Raw genomic sequence first — 20,301 nt, 5'->3', positions numbered from 1 at the left:
GGCGTTTTTACTGGAGGTAGGTCAGTTAGCTATTTTCGCAGGATGCGGAGGTTTTAGGCTAACAACCTTCCGTAACATCCGCTGGTGGCTCTATCTTTGGACACCCAAGATAGAGCAAAAGCTAATTCTACCACTTCTGAAGCTATATTTTAATATTCTCCTAAAAAATGCTATGATAAACATTAGAATAGTGCATTTGTGCTACCTAAATGAAACATGGGGTACCGCTGCATTATGAAAATACAACAAATACGAAAGTACCAAGGATGCTTATATCGTTGGAAAGAGGAAATCATATGGCATTTGATGGCTTATTTACTTACTCAATGACAGCCGATCTACAACAATTAGTAAAAGGTCGGATTACTAAAATACATCAGCCGAACGCTCAGGAGGTTGTCCTTCACATCCGTGCAAATGGAAGTAATCATAAATTACTTTTTTCAATTCATCCTTCTTATGCGCGTGTTCATCTTACGGAGCAATCCATTGAAAATCCAGCAGAACCTCCAATGTTTTGTATGCTGTTACGAAAGCACTTGGACGGTGGTTTTATTTCTTCAATTAAACAGCATGATTTTGACCGCATTATAATAGTAGAAATTGAAAGTAAAAATGAAATTGGCGACCCAATTGTAAGGGAGCTCCACGCTGAAATTATGGGGCGTCACAGTAATTTATTATTAATTGATAAGGAGCAGGAAAAAATAGTCGATAGCTTAAAGCATTTGCCACCTTCTGTAAATAGTTTCCGTACAGTGCTACCTGGTCAGCCTTACATTGCTCCTCCCGCACAAAATAAATGGCACCCGCTTACCGTAACGAAAGAACAGCTAGGAGTTTTTTTCTCAGAAACAAAATCTGCTAAGGATATTGTTTCTCAGTTTATGGGCTTCTCACCGTTACATGCTGAGGAATTACTGTTCCGATTGAAGGATACAAAAGATAAGGTTGATTGCTTTCAACATTTTATTGCTTCCTTTCAACATGGTGGCACACAGCCAATGTATGTAGTAGCAAATAATAAAACTTACTACTCCCCAATCGCTTTAACACATTTACAAGGAGATGTTACCAACTATTCAAATGTTCATGAGCTACTTGATCGTGTATTTTTTGCACGCGCTGAGAGAGATCGTGTTAAACAACAGGCTGGTGATTTAGAGCGATGGCTACAAAATGAAATTGATAAGCTAACATTAAAAATTAAAAAACTTAATAAAGACTATGAACACGCTTCAAGGCTCGACCAGTTTCAATTATATGGTGAACTACTAATGGCAAATATATATGCGTTTGAAAAGGGTGTAAAAGAAGTCACCGTCATGAACTACTATAGTGAAACGGGAGAGGAAATCACTATCCCAGTCAGCGAACGTAAGACCCCAATTGAAAATGCTCAAAGCTACTATACAAAATATACAAAGGCCAAAAATGCACTTATAATGGTTCAGGAGCAGCTCGAAAAAACGAAGGACGAGATTGTGTATTTTGAAATGCTCTCACAGCAGGTTCAACAAGCAGCGCCGAGTGATATTGAAGAAATTCGCGAGGAGTTAGCAGAACAAGGTTATTTAAAATTACGTCATGCTCGAAAAAAGAAAAAACAAGCAAAGCCGGAACCAGAGCGTTATGTATCTTCTACAGGCGTTCCCATATCTGTTGGTAAAAATAATAAACAAAACGATATGCTGACATTTAAAATTGCTAAACGCACAGATATTTGGCTCCATACGAAAGATATTCCTGGTTCCCATGTTGTTATCCATATGAGTGAACCGGACGAAACTACTCTTCGTGAAGCAGCAACACTGGCTGCCTATTTTTCGAAAGCAAGGGAATCCTCGTCTGTTCCAGTAGATTACACAGAAATCCGTCAGGTAAAAAAGCCAAATGGAGCTAAACCTGGATTTGTTATTTACTTTGAACAAAAAACTCTATACATTGATCCTGATGAAGCTGTTATTTTACAGTTAAAAAAACAATCATAAACTTGGTGTTGAAATACAGGATGATCTTTGTAAGTTAATTTGCTTAGTAGAAAAACTGTTTACTAGGACGAAGTTAAAGTTATATGTGCAAAACTCGACCATAGTATCCCAAATTACTACGACCAAATTGTATTTCCGCACAGAATAGAGAGGGAATAGGATATGTGATATATCGTATTCCTTTTTTATTTTAATTTCCACGCAATCCTTACTATAGCTGTATTAAATTTTTCTTTCTTCTACTCTTTTTTTACAGCAAATGTTCCTTATTATAATAGCGTCAAAAAAACTCATGAATAATCTGTACTGTTTATCTGTTGCGTTATTGACTTCCATCTTTCTAAAAGGCTAAATTTAAGTATAAAAAAAATTATATTTGTATTTTGGAAAGGGCGTATCTCTATGACTGTAGGCAGAAAACTAAGTTTTGGTTTTTTCACAATCATCCTCACCTTAATTATTTCTTTGTTAATCATGTTTTTTCAGTTTACCAACATTGAAAAAAAGGTTGAAAATGCACTTGAAAATCGTGTCGCCCTAGTAGAGTTAGCGGATAATATTCAATTTGAACTAGCGATGCAAGGCCTTTTTATTCGCGCAATATTTATTGAAGATAAAGCAACTAATCAGGAAAATTTCTCGAAATATGCTGGAATGCTAGATGAGCATGTAGATGAAATAATGCAAATATCCGATTCATCCGAAATGGACACTTACGCTAAGGACCTCAATACATATAATGAAGCTTTTAATAAAGCAGCGGATGAAGCTCTTGCCCTTCATACTGCAGGAAAACTTGATGAGGCTTTACAAAAAGTTAATAGTGAGGTTGAACAAGCAAATAAAGGATTATTAGAAGTATCTGAAAAGATTGTAAGCTACCAAAAGAACCAGCTTGATCTTGTAACGAAGGAGTCCAAAAAGGCCGTAGCCAATTCACAAACAATCTCGATTATTGCCATCGCTCTAGGATTAGTTATTGGGATATTACTAATGCTTTATGTGCAGCGTACCATTTCAAAGCCTTTAAAATTAACAGTTATCGCAGCCAATAACATAGCAAATGGTGAATTGTATCATGAAGATATTAGCCATCAGTCTAAAGATGAGATAGGTCAGCTTTCTACCGCCTTTAACACAATGAAAAACAGCTTGCGAAACTTGTTAACCCATATTCAAGGCAACACAGAACACTTAACGGCCTCGGCTGAAGAGCTTTCCGCCTCTACAGAAGAAATTTCTGCTTCAGCAGATGAGGTAACAAGAAGTATAACTGAAACTGCAAACACGGCTTCTGCTGCTACCATTGCTGCAAATGAAAGTGCACATGCTATGGATGAAACAGCTATAGGGGTTCAACGTATAGCAGAAGCAACCCAACAACTACATCAAAACGCAGTCGAAACAACAGAATTAGCCAATAACGGTAGTACAACAGCGGATGAGGCTCAACAACAAATGAATATCATCTATGACTCCACACAGGTAATTAATAATCTTGTTCAGAAATTAAGCAAACAATCTGCAGAAATTAGTCATATCACTACAGTCATTACAGCTATCACTGAACAAACTAATTTATTAGCTCTAAATGCCGCAATCGAAGCAGCACGCGCAGGTGAGCATGGTAAAGGTTTTGCCGTAGTAGCGGATGAGGTGCGAAAATTAGCTGAAGAATCCAAGCAATCTGCCAATAAAATTGTCAATTTAACGCAAGAAATTCAAGGAGATACGCAAAATGTAGAGAAGGCTGTTGAGAATGGTCTACAATCTGTAGCAGATGGTGTACAAATGATTGGCCAGGCTGGGACAGCTTTTGAAGCCATCGTGGAAGCTATTAATACCATGACCGATCAAATTGAAGATATTTCTGCTACTTCTGAAGAAATATCTGCCAGTGCAGAACAAGTAGCTGCATCTGTCACAGAGATTGCAAATGGTGCCTCTGCTAGTGCAGCCCATACACAAATTGTTGCAGAATCTAGTAAAGAACAAGCTGCTACAATGCAACAAATAAACCAGGTCGCTGCTGATTTAAGTGAAAAATCATTGGATCTGCAATCAAAAATTAGCCAATTTAAACTTTAAACATGTTAGCAGTGCATTTGAAAACGAAAAAATGCACTGCTATATTTATCCTTAATCCCTTTCTTTCCTGTTTTTGATTCAACAAAATTCGTCAAAAACCACATACTTAGACTTTCATCTGGAATGTTATAATAACTATATGCACGTACTTTCCTTCTAAGTAAGACAAATGAACTTCTCCACAAAACAACTACTTAAAATCGCGTTAAAATAGTTATTTTTACCATTCAATAGATACAAAATTGAATATGTGAATAAATGATGATTTTTGTCATTTTTACATACATCATTGCATATTCAAGCATCCCTTAAATTATTTCAAGAAAACTTCTCTTACTTAAAATCACTTCCCATTCAATACAATTATTTCTTAAAAAGGGCTCATTATTTCATTCATTTACTTTACTTCTTCTTTTTTAGCGTCAAAACAGAAAATCTTAGATAAATACAAAACAAGATTCTTGTATATCATTAATAGATAAAAATATTCATGTTTCGACATAGGAAATTACAAAAAATTACCTGAATACGAAACTAAATCACTTAGTTTTGCAAAGATTTTCTACATAACCAAACAATTCTCTTAATGAATCACATCTATGACTTTCGAATCATTTTTCAAATATTAATAATATTATCAAAAGAATAGGAATTTTCGGTATAGTATGTCATTTTTTTATTTTTGTTTTATTTTTGATATTCAAAAGATAAAAATATCAAATTATTATCAATTAAACACTTTAGTTTAGTAATGTGATAAATCGAAAAAATTTATTATTCTATTAGATGTCAGATAATACTATATAAATTTGAATCTTTTTTATTTTGTGCACAATGATTTTTTTGGTATATTAAATAGGAGCTTCAAAGAAGGCTTAAAATTGTATAAGGGGGATTTACATGATTAAAAACAAAAAGTTTTTATTACTAACAGTCCTTGCAGTATTTTCATTAGTTCTTGCTGCATGTGGCTTCGGTGGAGATAAGTCTGATAATTCTTCATCTTCAGACGGTAAAAAAGATTCTGGTTCAAAAACTAAAGAGCTTAACTTAGCAATTCCTTCAGAACCACCGTCTTTACACCCAGGACTTGCAGAAGATACTACATCTAGTGCAATCTTAATTAACGTTTTTGAGGGTCTAACTGTTTCAGACGCTGATGGTAAGCCTACTCCAGGTATAGCTGAGGATTGGGAAATCAGCGATGATAAAAAGACTTATACGTTTAAATTACGTGATGCAAAATGGTCAAACGGTGATCCAGTTGTAGCAGGTGACTTCGAATATGCTTGGAAATGGGCATTAAATCCAGAAAATCTTTCTGCGTATGCTTCTATTTTCTACCCAATTAAAGGTGCTAAAGATTACCACAATGGTGGTTCTGCTGATGGCGTTGGTATTAAAGCTGAAGATGACAAAACTTTAGTCGTAACTTTAGAAAACCCAACTCCTTATTTCCTAGAATTAACAGGCTTTAAAACTTATTTACCAATTAACCCAAAAGTGACTGAGGCTAATGAAGAATGGTACGCAGACGCTGGTGAAAATTACGTAACAAATGGTCCTTATAAATTAAGCGAATGGAAACATAGTGATTCTATCGTTCTTACAAAAAATGAAGATTATTGGGATGCAGCAAATGTTGATGTTGATACTGTCAATATTGCTATGATTGAAAAAGAGCCAACTGTTGCTACTAACTTTAAATCTGGCTCTCTTGACTATATTGGTAAGCCATTCCAAACAGTAGATCTTAATGTTATTGATGAATTCAAAAAAGATGGTTCTTTAAAAATCAAGGACGAAGCAAGTATTTATTGGTATAAATTCAATACAAAAGACAAAATTATGTCTAATGCAAATATTCGTAAAGCGCTTACACTAGCAATCGATCGTCAAACATTAATTGACAACGTAACTAAAGGTGAACAAAAACCGGCTACAGGTATGGTTCCTCCAGCAATTCCTAGCTTTACAGAAGACCGTGGTTACTTCAAAGATAATGATGTTGATGGAGCAAAAGCTGCTCTTGAAGCTGGAATGAAAGAGCTTGGTATTAAAGACCCTAAAGATATTAAAGTTAACATTTCATATAACACTTCTGAAGGACATGCAGCAATTGCTCAATACATTCAAGAAGAATGGAGTAAAAAACTTGGTATTTCATCTGAGTTAGATAACTCAGAATGGCAAGTTTATATTGACAAATTAAAAACGGGTGACTATCAAATTGGTCGTATGGGATGGGTAGCTGACTATCTAGATGCATATACATTCCTTGAAATGTTCGATACGGCTAAAAACGGTAACAACCAAACAGGATGGGAAAATGCTCAATATAAAGAATTACTAGATAAAGCAGTTGCTGAAGTAGATGAAGCTAAACGTCTTGAGTATTTAAAACAAGCAGAAGCAATTGGTATGACAGAATTCCCAGTTGCACCTATTTACTACTACACGAATTTATCAGTAGTTAAAGATGGTATTGAAAATTTAAATCCAAATCCAACAGGTGATATCCACCTTAAAGATGTAAAGATGAAATAATTTTGTTAACCATTTCTTTTTAAGCTCTAAGCTGAGAGCTGCCTCGTAGCCCTTGCGGCGCGAGTCAGCTCTTTTTAAAATACGAAAGCACTTATTTGTCAGATAATTGACAAGTAGAAGGAGGAGTTTTATGTGATTAAATATATTTTGAAAAGGCTGATGTATATACTTCTCGCGCTTTTCGTCATCGTAACGGCTACGTTTTTCCTATTGCGTCTTGCTCCTGGTAATCCATTTGCATCTGAACGTAATTTCCCTCCTCAAATAGAGGAAAAGTTAAACGAAACGTATGGATTAAATAACCCTTGGTATATTCAGTACAAAGATTATTTAATCGATGCGGCCACTTTTAATTTCGGTGAATCTATGAAATATAAAGCGCGTTCAACGAATGATATGATTGCAGAAGGCTTCCCAGTATCTTTAACTTTAGGGATTGAAGCTATGCTGCTAGCTATTGGATTTGGTGTATTAATCGGTGTAGTGGCAGCGCTTTATCATAATAGATGGCCAGATTATTTGGCAACGACCTTTGCGGTGCTCGGAATTTCCGTTCCATCCTTTATCTTAGCTGGGCTTATGCAGTATTTTCTGGCATACAAGCTTGAGTTATTCCCGATTAGTGGATGGAAAGGCTTTAGTTATAGTATATTACCAGCCTTAGCTATTGCATTTTCGCATATGGGCTTTATCGCTAAACTAACACGTTCAAGTATGCTTGAACAAAATAATAGTGATTACGTAAAAATGGCTCGTGCAAAAGGAATAGGCAAATGGACAGTTGTCTTCCGCCATACTTTACGTAACGCCCTTTTACCAGTTATTACTTATTTAGGTCCATTAACTGCTGGGGTTGTTACAGGTAGCTTCATTGTAGAGCAAATTTTTGCGGTCCCTGGTTTAGGTAAGCACTTTGTACAGAGTATTACAAACCGTGACTATACAGTTGTTATGGGAACAACGGTGTTCTACGCAATCATTCTTTTATTTGCGGTATTCATCGTAGATATTTTATATAGCGTGATTGATCCGCGAATTAAGCTGAAAGGAGCGAAAAAGTAATGACACAGCAACAAATTGAGAAAGATAAGTTTAAAATTGTTGGCGGAAATCATGAAGCAACTGATAAATTAGCAGATAAATCTATCTCCTTTTGGAAGGAAGTATTTATTCGTTTTTCCCATAATAAAATGGCGATTTTTGGTTTAATTGCTTTAATCATTATTGTTTTGATGGCTACATTTGTGCCAATGTTTTCACAATACCACTATAGTGATCAATTAGGTGTTTATAACGCCCCACCATCTTCAGAATATTGGTTTGGTACAGATGATTTAGGTCGAGATATTTTCGTTCGAATATGGGCTGGCGCTCGTATCTCTTTACTCATCGGAATAACTGCTGCAGTGATTGACTTGATCATCGGCGTATTATGGGGAAGTATTTCTGGTTTAGCAGGCGGTCGTGTTGACAATATTATGATGCGTATTGCCGATGTTTTAACAGCCGTTCCTTACCTACTAGTTGTTATCGTACTTTTAGTAGTATTAAAACCTGGTATTATACCAATGATTATCGCATTATCGATTACAGGATGGATTAATATGGCTCGTATTGTTCGCGGTGAAGTATTATCTATTAAAAATCAAGAGTATGTTTTAGCCGCTCGAACTCTGGGTGCACAAACAGGACATTTAATTTTAAAACATTTAGTGCCAAATGCACTTGGTGCGATTTTAGTAACAATGACATTAACTGTTCCACATGCGATTTTTACAGAGTCTTTCCTTAGTTATCTAGGACTTGGGGTTCCTGCTCCACAAGCCTCTTGGGGAACAATGGCTTCTGATGGTAATGGAGCGATTACCAATGCTCCTTGGCGTTTAATATTCCCTGCAGTATTTATTTCACTAACAATCTTTGCGTTTAACGCAGTTGGTGACGGCTTACGTGATGCATTAGATCCAAAACTACGTAAATAAGGAGGTGGCCGAAATGAATAAAACAATTCTAGAAGTAAAAGATTTACGAATAAACTTTAAAACCTATGCAGGGCTTGTCCATGCTGTACGTGGTGTTAACTTTGATTTAAAGGAAGGTGAAACACTCGCTATAGTTGGTGAATCAGGTTCTGGTAAAAGTGTTACGAGTAACGCGTTAATGAAATTAATTCCACAGCCACCTGGTATTTATGAGTCAGGACAGATTTTATTTAATGGCCGTGATTTAGTTCCTTTAAGTGATAAAGAAATGTCAAAAGTACGCGGAAATGAGATTGCAATGATTTTCCAAGACCCTATGACAAGTTTAAATCCAACCATGAAGGTCGGACGTCAAATAACTGAAGTAATTTTACAACATAAAAAAGTATCTAAAGCAGATGCAAAAAAACGTGCAATTGAGCTTTTAACACAGGTAGGTATTCCCTTCCCTGAGAAACGCTATAACCAATATCCACATGAGTTTTCAGGTGGTATGCGTCAGCGTGTTGTTATTGCTATCGCTCTTGCAGCTGATCCAAAGCTATTAATTGCCGATGAGCCAACAACAGCCCTAGACGTTACAATTCAAGCGCAAATTTTAGAACTTATGAAAGAAATACAAAAAAATTCGAAAACATCTATCATTTTCATTACGCATGATTTAGGTGTTGTTGCCAACATCGCTGACCGTGTTGCTGTTATGTATGCTGGTCAAATCGTGGAATATGGTACTGTCAATGATATTTTCTATAATCCTAAGCATCCTTATACATGGGGACTTCTCGGATCAATGCCAGACTTAGATAACGACACAGACGAGCTATTACGTACGATTCCTGGTTCACCGCCAGATCTTACAAACCCTCCAAAGGGAGATGCTTTTGCCGCTCGTAATGAATTTGCAATGGCTATTGACTACGAGCAAGAACCTCCAATGTTCCAGGTAAGTGAAACACACTTTGCAAAAACTTGGTTGTTGCATCCAGACGCACCAAAAATACCACTTCCAGAAGCTGTTGCTAAACGAATTGAAGGGTATTTAGCAAAGGAGGCACAATCAAATGACTAAAACGGGTGCAAAAAAAATTCTTGAAATTAAAAATTTAAAGCAGCATTTCGGCTCAGCAAGTAACCCTATTAAAGCTGTTGATGGTATTAGCTTCGATGTATACGAAGGTGAGACACTTGGTCTTGTAGGTGAATCAGGCTGTGGTAAATCAACAACTGGTCGCTCCATTATTCGCCTGTATGATATTACAGATGGGGAAATTATTTTCGATGGCGAGAACGTTCATGGGAAAAAGTCCAAAAATGACTTAAAGAAATTCAATCGTCAAATGCAAATGATTTTCCAAGATCCATACGCTTCTTTAAACCCTCGTATGACGGCTGGAGAAATCATTAGTGAAGGCTTTGATATTCACGGTCTTTATAAGGATAAAAAAGAACGCCGTGAAAAAGTAAATCAACTACTTGAGGCAGTTGGCTTAAACAAAGAGCACGCCAACCGTTATGCACATGAATTCTCTGGTGGTCAACGTCAACGTATTGGAATTGCTCGTGCTCTAAGCTTAGACCCAAAATTCATCATTGCTGATGAGCCTATCTCAGCGCTTGACGTATCCATTCAAGCGCAAGTGGTTAACCTGCTAAAGCAGCTTCAAAAAGAGCGCGGCTTAACATATCTATTTATTGCCCATGACTTATCCATGGTTAAATACATCAGTGACCGTATCGCTGTTATGTACCGTGGTAAAATTATGGAAATCGGTAAAGCGGACGATATTTATAATAATCCTGTTCATCCGTATACAAAATCTTTATTATCAGCCATCCCACTTCCTGACCCAATGTCAGAAAAGCGTCGTCAACGTATTCCGTACAAGCATACGGAGGTGGACGATAGTGCAACATATCATGAGGTAGGCGATCAGCATTACGTTTATGGTACAGCGGATCTTGTGAAAACTTGGGTTGCTAATCGATAATAACTTTCAATATCCATCCATTGGAGATTTTCAGTGGATGGATTTTTTGTCTTAATAAAAGCATCAATAACCTTCACTCCACTCAACTTATATACATGACACAGATTTTAACAAATATCATCCCAACTTTTGATGATGAGTTATAACTACTCAGTTATGAAAAACAGTCTTTCCCATATGAAGAAAGACTGTTTTTTCAATGACCAGCTTATTTCAGTGGTGCATCTGCTGTTAATTCAATAGTTTGAAGTTCCGTTGGATTTGCGTAATCAACATTGTAATTTTTCACGCGTTTGTTGACTGGGAAAAGCTCTGTACGGAAGTACATTGGCATTGTCGTTGCTGTTTTGCTCATATATTCTTGCCATGTACGGAATGCTTTTGCACGGTGATCCGGATCCATTGATTTTTCAGAATCAATGTCTTCTAACATTTCTGTTAATTCAGCAGAAACGAAACGACTCAAGTTAAATTCTGCACCCTCACCATATAAACCTGACGGAGATGGGTTCGTACCTGTTTTCCATGCAGCCATATACATATCAATTTCTGGATCATCAGCCTCAACTTTATCATAGAAGCTGTTGAATTCAATTAAGCGGCCAGTAGTCAACTCAACATTTAACCCAACTTCCTTCCAATTTTGACGATAGTATTCAGCAATCGCTTCATCTGTGTCTGAACCAGACATTGCTGCTAAGCGAATCGTGAATTTTTTCCCGTCTTTACCTTCACGGATTCCGTCACCATCGACATCTTTATACCCTGCCTTATCTAGTAATTCCTTAGCCTTTTCAGGATCATAGTGATAACCCTCTAACGTACCATCATAATAAGATGCAAACACTGGTGGAATTAATGAGTTTGCTCGTACACGCAATCCTTGATAGAATTTTTCTGTAACAGATTCAATATCCATCGCATAGCCAATCGCTCGACGTAAATTTACATCATTCATTTTTGACTTCTCATCAAAAATATTCATACGATTTGCTTTATCGTATTTCCCTACTTTAAACCCGACATAAGAGTATGATAACTCTGGACGGCTTACAATCGATATATTTGATAAATCCTTTATGCTGTCATATTGATTTGTTGGGTAATGTTCTGCAATATCATATTTCCCAGTTTTCAAAGCTTCACCGATTGAACTAGAAGGAACAACTTCGATCACCACTTTATCTAACTTTGGCTTGCCTTTAAAATAATGTTCATTCGCTACAAGTTGAACAGACTCTCCATTTACAATTTTATCAATTTTAAATGCGCCCAGTGTTACAGGATTTTTACGAACTGCATCTGAAGCAATTAGGGCATCTTTAACAGGGATTGACTCTAGCTGATGCTTCGGTGCTGCATAACCCCATAACCCATCCCCAACTGAATAAATAGCTGGTGATACTTTCTTGAACGTAATTTCAATTGATTTTTCATCAATTTTTTTAATACCAGAAATTGTTTTTGCCTCTCCATCATGATATTCTTTTGCACCGATAATATTTTGGAAGTCGTCATCATAGCGTTTTCCGTCGTAATCAGGATGACCAATAATTTCGTATGGATAAATTAAGTCTTCTGCCGTCAAGGGTTTACCATCTGACCACTTAACATCACCTTGAATAGTAATCTTCGCCTTCTTATTGTCCTTATCAACTTCTAATTTTGCAATACCTGTATCTTTTACTAGGAAATCCCCATCCAATTCGAAAATCTCATTTTTTGCGTAATCTAAGATTGTACTATCGTAAGCATCATCAGATAATTCCGGAATGAAAACACCTTTAAAAGGAGTGTCTGTTACAAGCGCTACTTTTAACGTACCGCCTTTAATAGCATCACCTTCATTTGTTATATCCATTGGAAACTTAGCTGTATCTTCTTTATTAGTTTCTGTTTCCTTTTGTGTCGATTTCTCTTTGTTGCCATCCCCAGTTTTAGCTGCGTCTTTACCATCGTTATTGCAGGCCGCCAATACAAACATCACTGCAAAAATAACGGATAGTAATAACCAATTTTTTTTCATAGTACATCCTCCCCTTTATCCAATTCTTTGTTTTGCGTCAGCTGCACGACGAAGTGCTTGACCGACGTAATTTATACCAAGCATCAAGATTAAAATTAATATTGATGCGGGCAACCATACCCACCATTTTTCTGATAAAACGATTGGATTTCTCGCATAGTTTACAAGAGTTCCTAAACTCGGAGTCGATGGTGGTAAGCCAAAGCCTAAGAAGGACAATCCTGTTTCGATCCCAACGTTTCCAGCAAAGTTCAACGTTAGTTCAACGATTAAAATCGAACTTAAATTTGGTAAAATGCCTTTAAACATAATAGCGAAGTCACTTGTCCCCATTGTTTTAGAAGCACTTACATAATCCCTCCTGCCCTCCGATAGTGCTTTACTTCGGACTAAACGTGCGGTGCTCATCCATTGAAATAAACTTATGATCAAAATCAGCTCAAGGATGCCATATTTCGGTATTATAGTTACAAAAACAATGATCACCATTAGATTAGGTAATGTCATAAAAAATTCAGTAATTCGCATAAACAAATTATCAACAAATCCACCGTAATAACCCATGATAATACCAAGACCTATCCCTGTAATACTAGTAATAATCGTAATTGCAAATGCTATTAAAATAGAGTTTTTTGCCCCTATTACTAGCTGCCCCAGCATATCACGACCTGCTTCATCTGTTCCAAGTGTATAACCATTTACACCAGGTTCAGTGTAGCGCTCCAACAGTTTAATTTTTAAAACTTCTTCTTGATTTAAAAGCAAGGCAGCAACTAAAAATCCAATAATAATAAACGTTATCCCAAAAAATGAAAACATTGCTAATTTATCTTTTTTAAACTCTCGTAAAACGACTTGTATTCCCGTCGGCGGAGAGTTATCAAATTTGACTATTTCATTATTGTATTGTTCCATTTGAATTCACCTCTCCTTAAACATTATTTTAGTAGTTAGTCTATGCGGATACGTGGATCGACAATGCTCATAATAATATCAGACAGTAGACTACCTAATAATGTTAAGAAGCCATAAAGCATAACTAGTGCCGTAATAACACTATAATCTCGACTCATGATTGAATTGATAAACAACTGACCCATTCCTGGGAAACCGAATATTGTTTCAATAAAAATAGAACCGCCTAATAAACCTGTTATTGTAAACCCTAAAAAGGCTGCGATTGGTAGTAAGGAATTACGGAAAATATGTCTAGTATAGACTTTTCGCATTGGGATACCTTTGCTTCGAGCTGTTTTCACATAATCCTGTGTTTTTGCATCTATTATTTCTGAACGTAAATATTGAATAATGGCTGTTGTACCTAAGATAGCATACGTAATAGCAGGTAGCAGTAAATGATACATTTTATTCCAATAATATGCCATTGTACCTGGATCAAGCCCTACATCAACTGTCCCGCTAGTTGGGAACCACATGAGTCTATAACCGAATATATATACGAAAATGAGTGATAATACGAAAGTTGGTATTGCATAACTTATAAAACTATACAGGGTGATTGATTTATCTAAAAATGATTCTTGATAACGACCAGCCAACACCCCTAATGGAATCGCAATCAAATATACAAAGATTGCACTAAGTAATGAAAGCCAGAATGTATTTAATCCGCGCTCACCAATAAGTGTGGACACTGCAATTTTATATGTATAGCTTCGTCCGAAATCACCTTGAAAAGCGTTTGTAATCCAGTGGTAATACTGAACATACCAGGGGTCATAGAAACCTGCTTGTATACGAAGTTCCTCAATCCTTGCAGGGTCCGTCTCTGGTGTAATAAGCCCCGTAAATGGATCTCCTGGCATTTGTTTTGCCAATATGAAGATAAAAAGACTTAAGACAAACAACTGAGGAATCATCAGTAACACACGTCTAACAATCGTTTTCCACATTTATATACCCTCCCGTTCAATATCAGACATCGCTACTTTATGCGTATCCGAAATGGTTTTTAATGGGTATACTTTGCCATCCTCGTCATAATATTTATGCTGTTCTTTTTGATAATTGGCCTCGACATCTTGACGTGTTATTTTACGCTCTAAACGTGTTTCTGGCTCAATATTTGGAATAGCTGATAACAAGCGCTTTGTATAAATATGTTGTGGACTCGTATATATGTCATTTCGAGTGCCTGTTTCAACAAAGCGTCCTTTGTACATGATAGCTATGTAATCACACATATGCTTCACGACACCAAGGTCATGTGAAATAAATAAATAACTAAGTCCAAATTCACTCTGAATGTCTTTCATAAAATTTAGCACTTGAGCTTGTACAGATAAATCTAGTGCAGATACAGGTTCATCAGCAATAATCATTTTTGGATTACAAGCAACAGCACGTGCGATTCCAAGACGTTGCTTTTGACCACCAGAAAATTCATGTGGATACTTTAACAATACATCTTCAGACATACCTACAATTGCAAGTAACTCTTTAATGCGCTTACGTTCCTCTTGATCACTAAGCTTCATAAAATTTCGAATAGGCTCTGCTAAAATGTCTAAAACCCTTTTTCTAGGATTCATACTTGAATGAGAATCTTGGAAAATCATTTGAATATCTTTGTTATATGCCGAATTACGATTTCTACGTTGATTTGTAACATTCTCACCTTCATAGTAAATTTGACCCGAGGTGATTTTTTCTAGACCTATAATGGCTTTCCCAGTTGTCGATTTTCCAGAACCTGATTCTCCAACTAAACCATATGTTTTTCCTTGTTCAAATTCCATTGTGACGCCATCAACCGCAAATACTTTATCGATTACTGTATTAAAAAAGCCCCCTCGAATTGGATAATGAACATTCAAATCGCTAATTTGCATAAAACTCATACAGTCACCCCTCCTTCTTCACCTTCAAAATGAAAGTGTTTCCAGCAGGTACATCTAACCAAATGTCCTGGCGCAATTTCATGTAAATGTGGGTTTTTTTCGTGTGCAGATGCATCAATCCAAGGTATTCGTGCTGAAAATCGGCAGCTTTCCCGAGGTAAATTCATCAGCGATGGCACCATACCTTGAATAACTTCAAGTCTTTCATTTTCACTATGTGTTTGTGGAATAGAATTCAATAAAGAACGAGTATAAGGATGTTTAGCATTATTAAATAAGTTCTGAACAGGTGCTTCTTCTACTACTTCACCTGCATACATCACTGCAACTCGATCAGCCATTTCCGCGACAACACCCAAATCATGGGTAATTAATATAATACCCGTTTCGGTTTCTACTTGAAGTGCTTTTAATAGATCTAGTATTTGAGCTTGGATAGTTACATCTAGAGCTGTTGTTGGTTCATCTGCAATTAAAATGGAAGGCTTACACGACAGTGCAATAGCAATCATGACGCGTTGACGCATCCCTCCAGACAATTGATGTGGAAATTGTTTTGCCACACGTTGTGGATTAGAGATACCTACTTGAATCAATAATTCTAATACTCTCTCCTCGCGCTGTTGCTTTGAGAACTTTGTATGATACATTAATCCCTCAGCAATTTGTTCTCCAATCCGCATTAATGGATTAAGAGCTGAAAGAGGATCTTGGAATATAAAACCAATATCATTACCACGTAATTTATTAAATTTCTGCTCATTTAGTTGAGTTAAATTTTGATTGTTATAAAGAATTTCACCTGAAACTTTTGTGTTAACTTCATTGTGCAAACCTACAATCGTAGTTGCTAAAGTACTTTTACCACAACCTGATTCCCCAACGATTGCTAATACTTCATTCTTTTTAAGCGAAAGCGAGACATCATCTACAGCAGCGTGGTAAGTTTCTTTAATTCGAAAACTTGTAGTTAAATTTCTAATTGTTAGTAGTTCATTTGCTGTATTCAAACAATCTCTCCCCTTATATTCAATATTCAGAAAAATGACCATACTTATCCTTCGGAATTAATTTCAGAAATTTCAGAATTATATTCCGTTAAAAAAGTTCATTTACACCACGGTATTTTAAAAATCCCTTTTATAACTTTTTACTTTTTCAGAAAACAAATCACCAATTTCGAAAATCAAAAAATATGGCTAGATTAATTACCAAAAAAAATAATACCAAGTCAAAAATTCTACTGATGTAATATTCTGATAATTGGACGTAATGCTATTTTATCTAGAAATAAACCATTTAATCAAGCAATTTTTTTTAATTCTTATTATCTTATATACAAAATAAACCATACAACTATTCCAATTTTCATTAAAATATTTTTATTTCTACCAAATGAATATTTGCTCATTTTTCACTTCACCTGCATAAAGTGTTATTTTTTTATTATTAAAATATAATAAAATGCTATGTAATATATTATTACCTACTCTTACATAATTTACATTTATTTAGTATTTCAGATTACTTTAGTTATTTTTTTGACGAATTGATACATTTTCAATTTTTCAGTTTTCAATTTTTGTAAATAATTTTTTCTGATAACACATTAATAAATTGAAGTGATTTATATTACAGCAGAAAAATAATTTACTTTAAGCAAGTAAACAATGCCATGTTACATACTTCTTGTTATTTTATCTGGCTTATTTTCTATATCTTTTCAGCTGATTTAGCAAAAAAAAGCGACTGTCGATAAAAATATCGACAGTCGCTTTTAAAAGTTTCTTTGAAGATTAAAGTGCTCCAGCCTTTAATTTTCCATGCCATTCCTTAAGAAATGGGATATCTTCTTCCTGAATAGCACCTGATTCGTTGGCTGCTTCTATTAAATAATCAAAGTTTGTTAATGATACATATTGAATACCAGCTTGATCGAATGCTTGTTCAGCACGTGGAAGATTGTACGTGTAGACGCAAACAACGCCCAACACTTCACAGCCTGCTGCTCGTAAAGCTTCAACCGCTGTAATAGATGAACCACCCGTAGAAACAATATCTTCTACTACAACTACTTTTTGACCCGCTGCGTATTTTCCTTCGATTTGATTACCACGCCCGTGCTCTTTTGCTTTAGAACGTACATAAACCATTGGTAAATCTAGAATATCACTTACCCAAGCCGCATGAGGAATACCTGCTGTTGCTGTACCTGCAACGATTTCTGTTGCGCTAAAGTTTTCTTTAATCAGTGATGCCAAGCCGTTTGCTAATTGTTTACGAATAACAGGATCTGAGATTGTTAGACGTGTATCGCAGTAAATTGGCGATTGAATGCCTGATGCCCATGTAAATAGCTCTGTAGGATTTAGTTCCACTGCTCCTACTTTTAACATTGCGTGTGCGATTTCATTTTGTAATGTCATAGTTATGCCTCCCATAATTCACTTACAATTTTATATGCTGCTACTGGATCTTGTGCACCTGTTACAGCGCGTCCCACGACAATTAGTGATGAGCCATCACGTTTTGCTCCGTCTGGTGTGGCAATGCGCTTTTGATCGTGTGCATCGCCACCTGCTAAACGAATACCAGGTGTCACACGTAGAAAATCATTCCCGCATACCTCTGCTATCATTTTAGCCTCGTGTACTGAGCAAACGACACCTTGTAAACCAGCCTGTTTTGTGAGACTTGCATAGTGCAAGACAGACTCCTGTAAAGATAGAGCAATTCTTTGTTCCGCTTGCATTTGTTCCTCAGTTGTTGATGTTAATTGTGTAACTGCAATTAATGCAGGACGACCTTTACCTGCAGGTGTACCTGCTTCAAGGCCTTCCATTGCAGCCTCCATCATTGGACGTCCGCCTGCTGCATGGACATTGACTAAATCTACCCCTAATTTTGCTAGGCCCTTCATGGCAGAGCCAACTGTATTCGGGATATCATGTAATTTTAAATCAAGGAAAATATCATGGCCTAAATCCTTTACTTTCCGAACAATATCTGGCCCTTCCTGCATATATAATTCCATACCAATTTTCACGAAAAGAGGCTCATTAAAATGCTTTAAAAAATTGAATACTTCTGCTTCACCAGGAAAATCTAGTGCAAGTATTGGTTTTGTATTCATTAACGGTGGCTCCTTCCGATTATTTCTGAAATATGCTCTACCCCTAATTTGTCAAGCTTTGCTGGTAATTCATCAATAATAGTCGGGCATACAAAATGATCGACAAAGTTTGCTGTCCCAACTGCAACTGCAGATGCACCGGCCGACATAAAGTCAATAACGTCCTGTGCCTCTGTTACACCACCCATTCCAATAATCGGAATATTGACAGCCTTATAGACCTCATAGACCATCCGAATCGCCACTGGTTTTACAGCAGGGCCGGATAAACCACCTGTGCCATTGGCAATTACCGGCTTACCAGTACGTTCATCCAGACGCATTCCAATTAACGTATTAATCATAGTAATACCGTCTGCTCCACCCGCTTCAACAGCTTGGGCAATGTCTACAATACTTGTTACATTTGGAGATAATTTTACGTAAACAGGCACCTCAGACACAGCTTTAACAGCTTCCACCAGTTCACGTGCTGTTGCGGGATCAGTACCAAATTGAATACCCCCACATTTTACGTTTGGACAGGAAATGTTAAGCTCTAATGCTTTTACATTGGCCGCGGTGGAAATACGTTGTGCAACTTCTACATAATCCGCTGTCTCTGTACCAGCTACATTTGCAATAATTGGCACATCATAGTCCTCTAGAAACTTTAATTCCTCATTCATGACTTTGTCAATGCCAGGGTTTTGTAGGCCTATAGCATTTAACATCCCTGCTGCTGTTTCTGCTACACGTGGTGTAGGGTTCCCTGGTCGTGTTTCTACAGTTGTTGCTTTAATCATTATAGCGCCAAGCTTTGATAAATCGTATAGTTGAGCATATTCACGACCAAATCCGAAGCAGCCTGATGCTGGCATTATTGGATTTTTTAACTCTAAACCTGGTAATTGTATTGTTAGCCGACTCATAATGCCACCGTACCTTTCGGGAAAACTGGACCATCAGAGCATACCTTAACATAGTCTTTTGCTACTTGGTCTGTTGTTTTACATACACATGCAAAGCAAGCGCCGATACCGCAGCCCATACGCTCTTCAAATGATAGATAGCCCTCTTTTTCCGGGTAAAAGCCTTCAAGTGCTTTTAACATTGGTAGTGGACCACAGGAATAAAAGACATCAAACTCAGGTGCTCGTGACGCTAGTACATTCGTGACAAAGCCCTTTGTGCCCTTAGAGCCGTCCACCGTTACATAATGTGTTTCACCAAGTGCGCTGAATTCTTCCTCATAAAAGCATACATCCTCTGTTTGGAAGCCTAACACATGAATTGTTTTCACACCTCGCGCATTTAATTGCTTCGAAAGCTCATGTAATGGTGGTACGCCAATTCCTCCTCCAACTAAAAGAGCTGTCCCTCCTTCTTTTACTGCGTCTACAGGGAATCCATTACCGATTGGTCCTAATACATTTACAAGCTGACCTTCGCGATTCGTCGCTAAAACCTTTGTTCCTCGTCCTTCTGCTCGATAAATCATTGTAAATTCGTTGTTATCTTTATCTATATTGGCAATACTGATTGGTCGACGTAAAAGCGGCTCCAATGAATCTGACACCTTTACATGGACAAACTGGCCAGGAGTCATATCCTGAACCAGTTCACCATGAAGTGTCAATTCGAAAATGTTTGTCGCTATTTGTTTTTGAGAGACGACCGTCATTTTCTCTTGACGTATCATA

The 20,301-nt window shown here is 36.8% G+C and carries 16 protein-coding genes; 7 read left to right on the top strand and 9 right to left on the bottom strand.

The features are described from left to right. The first annotated feature begins 296 nt into the window (after window positions 1-296). The 7 genes from QNH24_RS05535 (at window position 297) to QNH24_RS05505 (ending at window position 10,596) form a co-directional block, all read left to right on the top strand. Window positions 297-1,991 (top strand): Rqc2 family fibronectin-binding protein, encoded by a 1,695-nt coding sequence (locus QNH24_RS05535; RefSeq protein WP_283871112.1) that lies wholly within the window; start codon window positions 297-299, stop codon window positions 1,989-1,991. A gap of 402 nt (window positions 1,992-2,393) precedes the next feature. After that, window positions 2,394-4,079, top strand: coding sequence for a methyl-accepting chemotaxis protein (locus QNH24_RS05530; RefSeq protein WP_283871111.1), 1,686 nt, complete (start codon window positions 2,394-2,396; stop codon window positions 4,077-4,079). 900 nt (window positions 4,080-4,979) lie between these two features. Then, on the top strand, window positions 4,980-6,626 hold the full coding sequence (locus QNH24_RS05525; RefSeq protein WP_283871110.1) for a peptide ABC transporter substrate-binding protein: 1,647 nt from the start codon (window positions 4,980-4,982) through the stop codon (window positions 6,624-6,626). A gap of 132 nt (window positions 6,627-6,758) precedes the next feature. Beyond that, window positions 6,759-7,688: an ABC transporter permease gene (locus QNH24_RS05520; RefSeq protein ID WP_283871109.1), complete on the top strand. Its 930-nt coding sequence runs from the start codon at window positions 6,759-6,761 to the stop codon at window positions 7,686-7,688. Beyond that, window positions 7,688-8,608 carry an ABC transporter permease gene (locus QNH24_RS05515; protein WP_283871108.1) on the top strand — a complete coding sequence of 307 codons (921 nt, stop codon included), beginning with the start codon at window positions 7,688-7,690 and terminating at the stop codon, window positions 8,606-8,608. The genes QNH24_RS05520 and QNH24_RS05515 overlap by 1 nt, the downstream gene beginning before the upstream one ends. Before the next feature lie 13 nt (window positions 8,609-8,621). Then, window positions 8,622-9,677, top strand: a complete 1,056-nt coding sequence (locus tag QNH24_RS05510; protein ID WP_283871107.1) for an ABC transporter ATP-binding protein — start codon at window positions 8,622-8,624, stop codon at window positions 9,675-9,677. Further along, window positions 9,670-10,596, top strand: a complete 927-nt coding sequence (locus tag QNH24_RS05505; protein WP_283871106.1) for an ABC transporter ATP-binding protein — start codon at window positions 9,670-9,672, stop codon at window positions 10,594-10,596. Before QNH24_RS05510 ends, QNH24_RS05505 begins: the two co-directional genes overlap by 8 nt. A 208-nt stretch (window positions 10,597-10,804) precedes the next feature. Here the strand turns inward: QNH24_RS05505 and QNH24_RS05500 are convergent, their stop codons facing one another. From QNH24_RS05500 to QNH24_RS05460, 9 genes are all read right to left on the bottom strand, one after another. After that, complete coding sequence (locus QNH24_RS05500; protein WP_283871105.1) at window positions 10,805-12,622, bottom strand: oligopeptide ABC transporter substrate-binding protein; 1,818 nt, start codon at window positions 12,620-12,622, stop codon at window positions 10,805-10,807. Window positions 12,623-12,637: 15 nt separating this feature from the next. After that, window positions 12,638-13,540, bottom strand: a complete 903-nt coding sequence (locus QNH24_RS05495) for an ABC transporter permease (protein ID WP_283871104.1) — start codon at window positions 13,538-13,540, stop codon at window positions 12,638-12,640. 35 nt (window positions 13,541-13,575) lie between these two features. Further along, window positions 13,576-14,538, bottom strand: a complete 963-nt coding sequence (opp4B, locus tag QNH24_RS05490) for an oligopeptide ABC transporter permease (protein WP_283871103.1) — start codon at window positions 14,536-14,538, stop codon at window positions 13,576-13,578. Continuing rightward, window positions 14,539-15,486, bottom strand: a complete 948-nt coding sequence (locus tag QNH24_RS05485) for an ATP-binding cassette domain-containing protein (protein ID WP_283871102.1) — start codon at window positions 15,484-15,486, stop codon at window positions 14,539-14,541. Next, window positions 15,483-16,496, bottom strand: a complete 1,014-nt coding sequence (locus QNH24_RS05480; protein ID WP_283871101.1) for an ABC transporter ATP-binding protein — start codon at window positions 16,494-16,496, stop codon at window positions 15,483-15,485. Before QNH24_RS05480 ends, QNH24_RS05485 begins: the two co-directional genes overlap by 4 nt. Window positions 16,497-17,282: 786 nt before the next feature. Then, the gene (gene pyrE / locus QNH24_RS05475; RefSeq protein WP_283871100.1) at window positions 17,283-17,912 is read right to left on the bottom strand and encodes an orotate phosphoribosyltransferase; all 630 of its coding nucleotides are present in this window, start codon (window positions 17,910-17,912) and stop codon (window positions 17,283-17,285) included. A gap of 2 nt (window positions 17,913-17,914) precedes the next feature. Next, the gene (pyrF, locus tag QNH24_RS05470) at window positions 17,915-18,619 is read right to left on the bottom strand and encodes an orotidine-5'-phosphate decarboxylase (RefSeq protein WP_283871099.1); all 705 of its coding nucleotides are present in this window, start codon (window positions 18,617-18,619) and stop codon (window positions 17,915-17,917) included. Further along, the gene (locus tag QNH24_RS05465) at window positions 18,619-19,530 is read right to left on the bottom strand and encodes a dihydroorotate dehydrogenase (RefSeq protein WP_283871098.1); all 912 of its coding nucleotides are present in this window, start codon (window positions 19,528-19,530) and stop codon (window positions 18,619-18,621) included. Before QNH24_RS05465 ends, pyrF begins: the two co-directional genes overlap by 1 nt. Next, entirely contained in the window at window positions 19,527-20,300 is a 774-nt protein-coding gene (locus QNH24_RS05460) for a dihydroorotate dehydrogenase electron transfer subunit (protein ID WP_283871097.1), read from the bottom strand. Before QNH24_RS05460 ends, QNH24_RS05465 begins: the two co-directional genes overlap by 4 nt. Window position 20,301 lies beyond the last annotated feature (1 nt).

It is taken from the genome of Lysinibacillus pakistanensis (assembly GCF_030123245.1).
In the GTDB taxonomy this organism is placed as follows: Bacteria; Bacillota; Bacilli; order Bacillales_A; family Planococcaceae; genus Lysinibacillus; species Lysinibacillus pakistanensis.
This window is presented reverse-complemented; position numbering and strand designations above follow the sequence as displayed.

Bases quoted from the DNA above. Each gene is read 5' to 3' on its own strand.
- QNH24_RS05535 (WP_283871112.1), top strand. From the start codon at position 297: ATGGCATTTGATGGCTTATTTACTTACTCAATGACAGCCGATCTACAA.
- QNH24_RS05530 (WP_283871111.1), top strand. From the start codon at position 2,394: ATGACTGTAGGCAGAAAACTAAGTTTTGGTTTTTTCACAATCATCCTC.
- QNH24_RS05525 (WP_283871110.1), top strand. From the start codon at position 4,980: ATGATTAAAAACAAAAAGTTTTTATTACTAACAGTCCTTGCAGTATTT.
- QNH24_RS05515 (WP_283871108.1), top strand. From the start codon at position 7,688: ATGACACAGCAACAAATTGAGAAAGATAAGTTTAAAATTGTTGGCGGA.
- QNH24_RS05510 (WP_283871107.1), top strand. From the start codon at position 8,622: ATGAATAAAACAATTCTAGAAGTAAAAGATTTACGAATAAACTTTAAA.
- QNH24_RS05505 (WP_283871106.1), top strand. From the start codon at position 9,670: ATGACTAAAACGGGTGCAAAAAAAATTCTTGAAATTAAAAATTTAAAG.
- QNH24_RS05500 (WP_283871105.1), bottom strand. From the start codon at position 12,622: ATGAAAAAAAATTGGTTATTACTATCCGTTATTTTTGCAGTGATGTTT.
- QNH24_RS05495 (WP_283871104.1), bottom strand. From the start codon at position 13,540: ATGGAACAATACAATAATGAAATAGTCAAATTTGATAACTCTCCGCCG.
- opp4B (WP_283871103.1), bottom strand. From the start codon at position 14,538: ATGTGGAAAACGATTGTTAGACGTGTGTTACTGATGATTCCTCAGTTG.
- QNH24_RS05485 (WP_283871102.1), bottom strand. From the start codon at position 15,486: ATGAGTTTTATGCAAATTAGCGATTTGAATGTTCATTATCCAATTCGA.
- pyrE (WP_283871100.1), bottom strand. From the start codon at position 17,912: ATGACATTACAAAATGAAATCGCACACGCAATGTTAAAAGTAGGAGCA.
- pyrF (WP_283871099.1), bottom strand. From the start codon at position 18,619: ATGAATACAAAACCAATACTTGCACTAGATTTTCCTGGTGAAGCAGAA.
- QNH24_RS05465 (WP_283871098.1), bottom strand. From the start codon at position 19,530: ATGAGTCGGCTAACAATACAATTACCAGGTTTAGAGTTAAAAAATCCA.
- QNH24_RS05460 (WP_283871097.1), bottom strand. From the start codon at position 20,300: ATGATACGTCAAGAGAAAATGACGGTCGTCTCTCAAAAACAAATAGCG.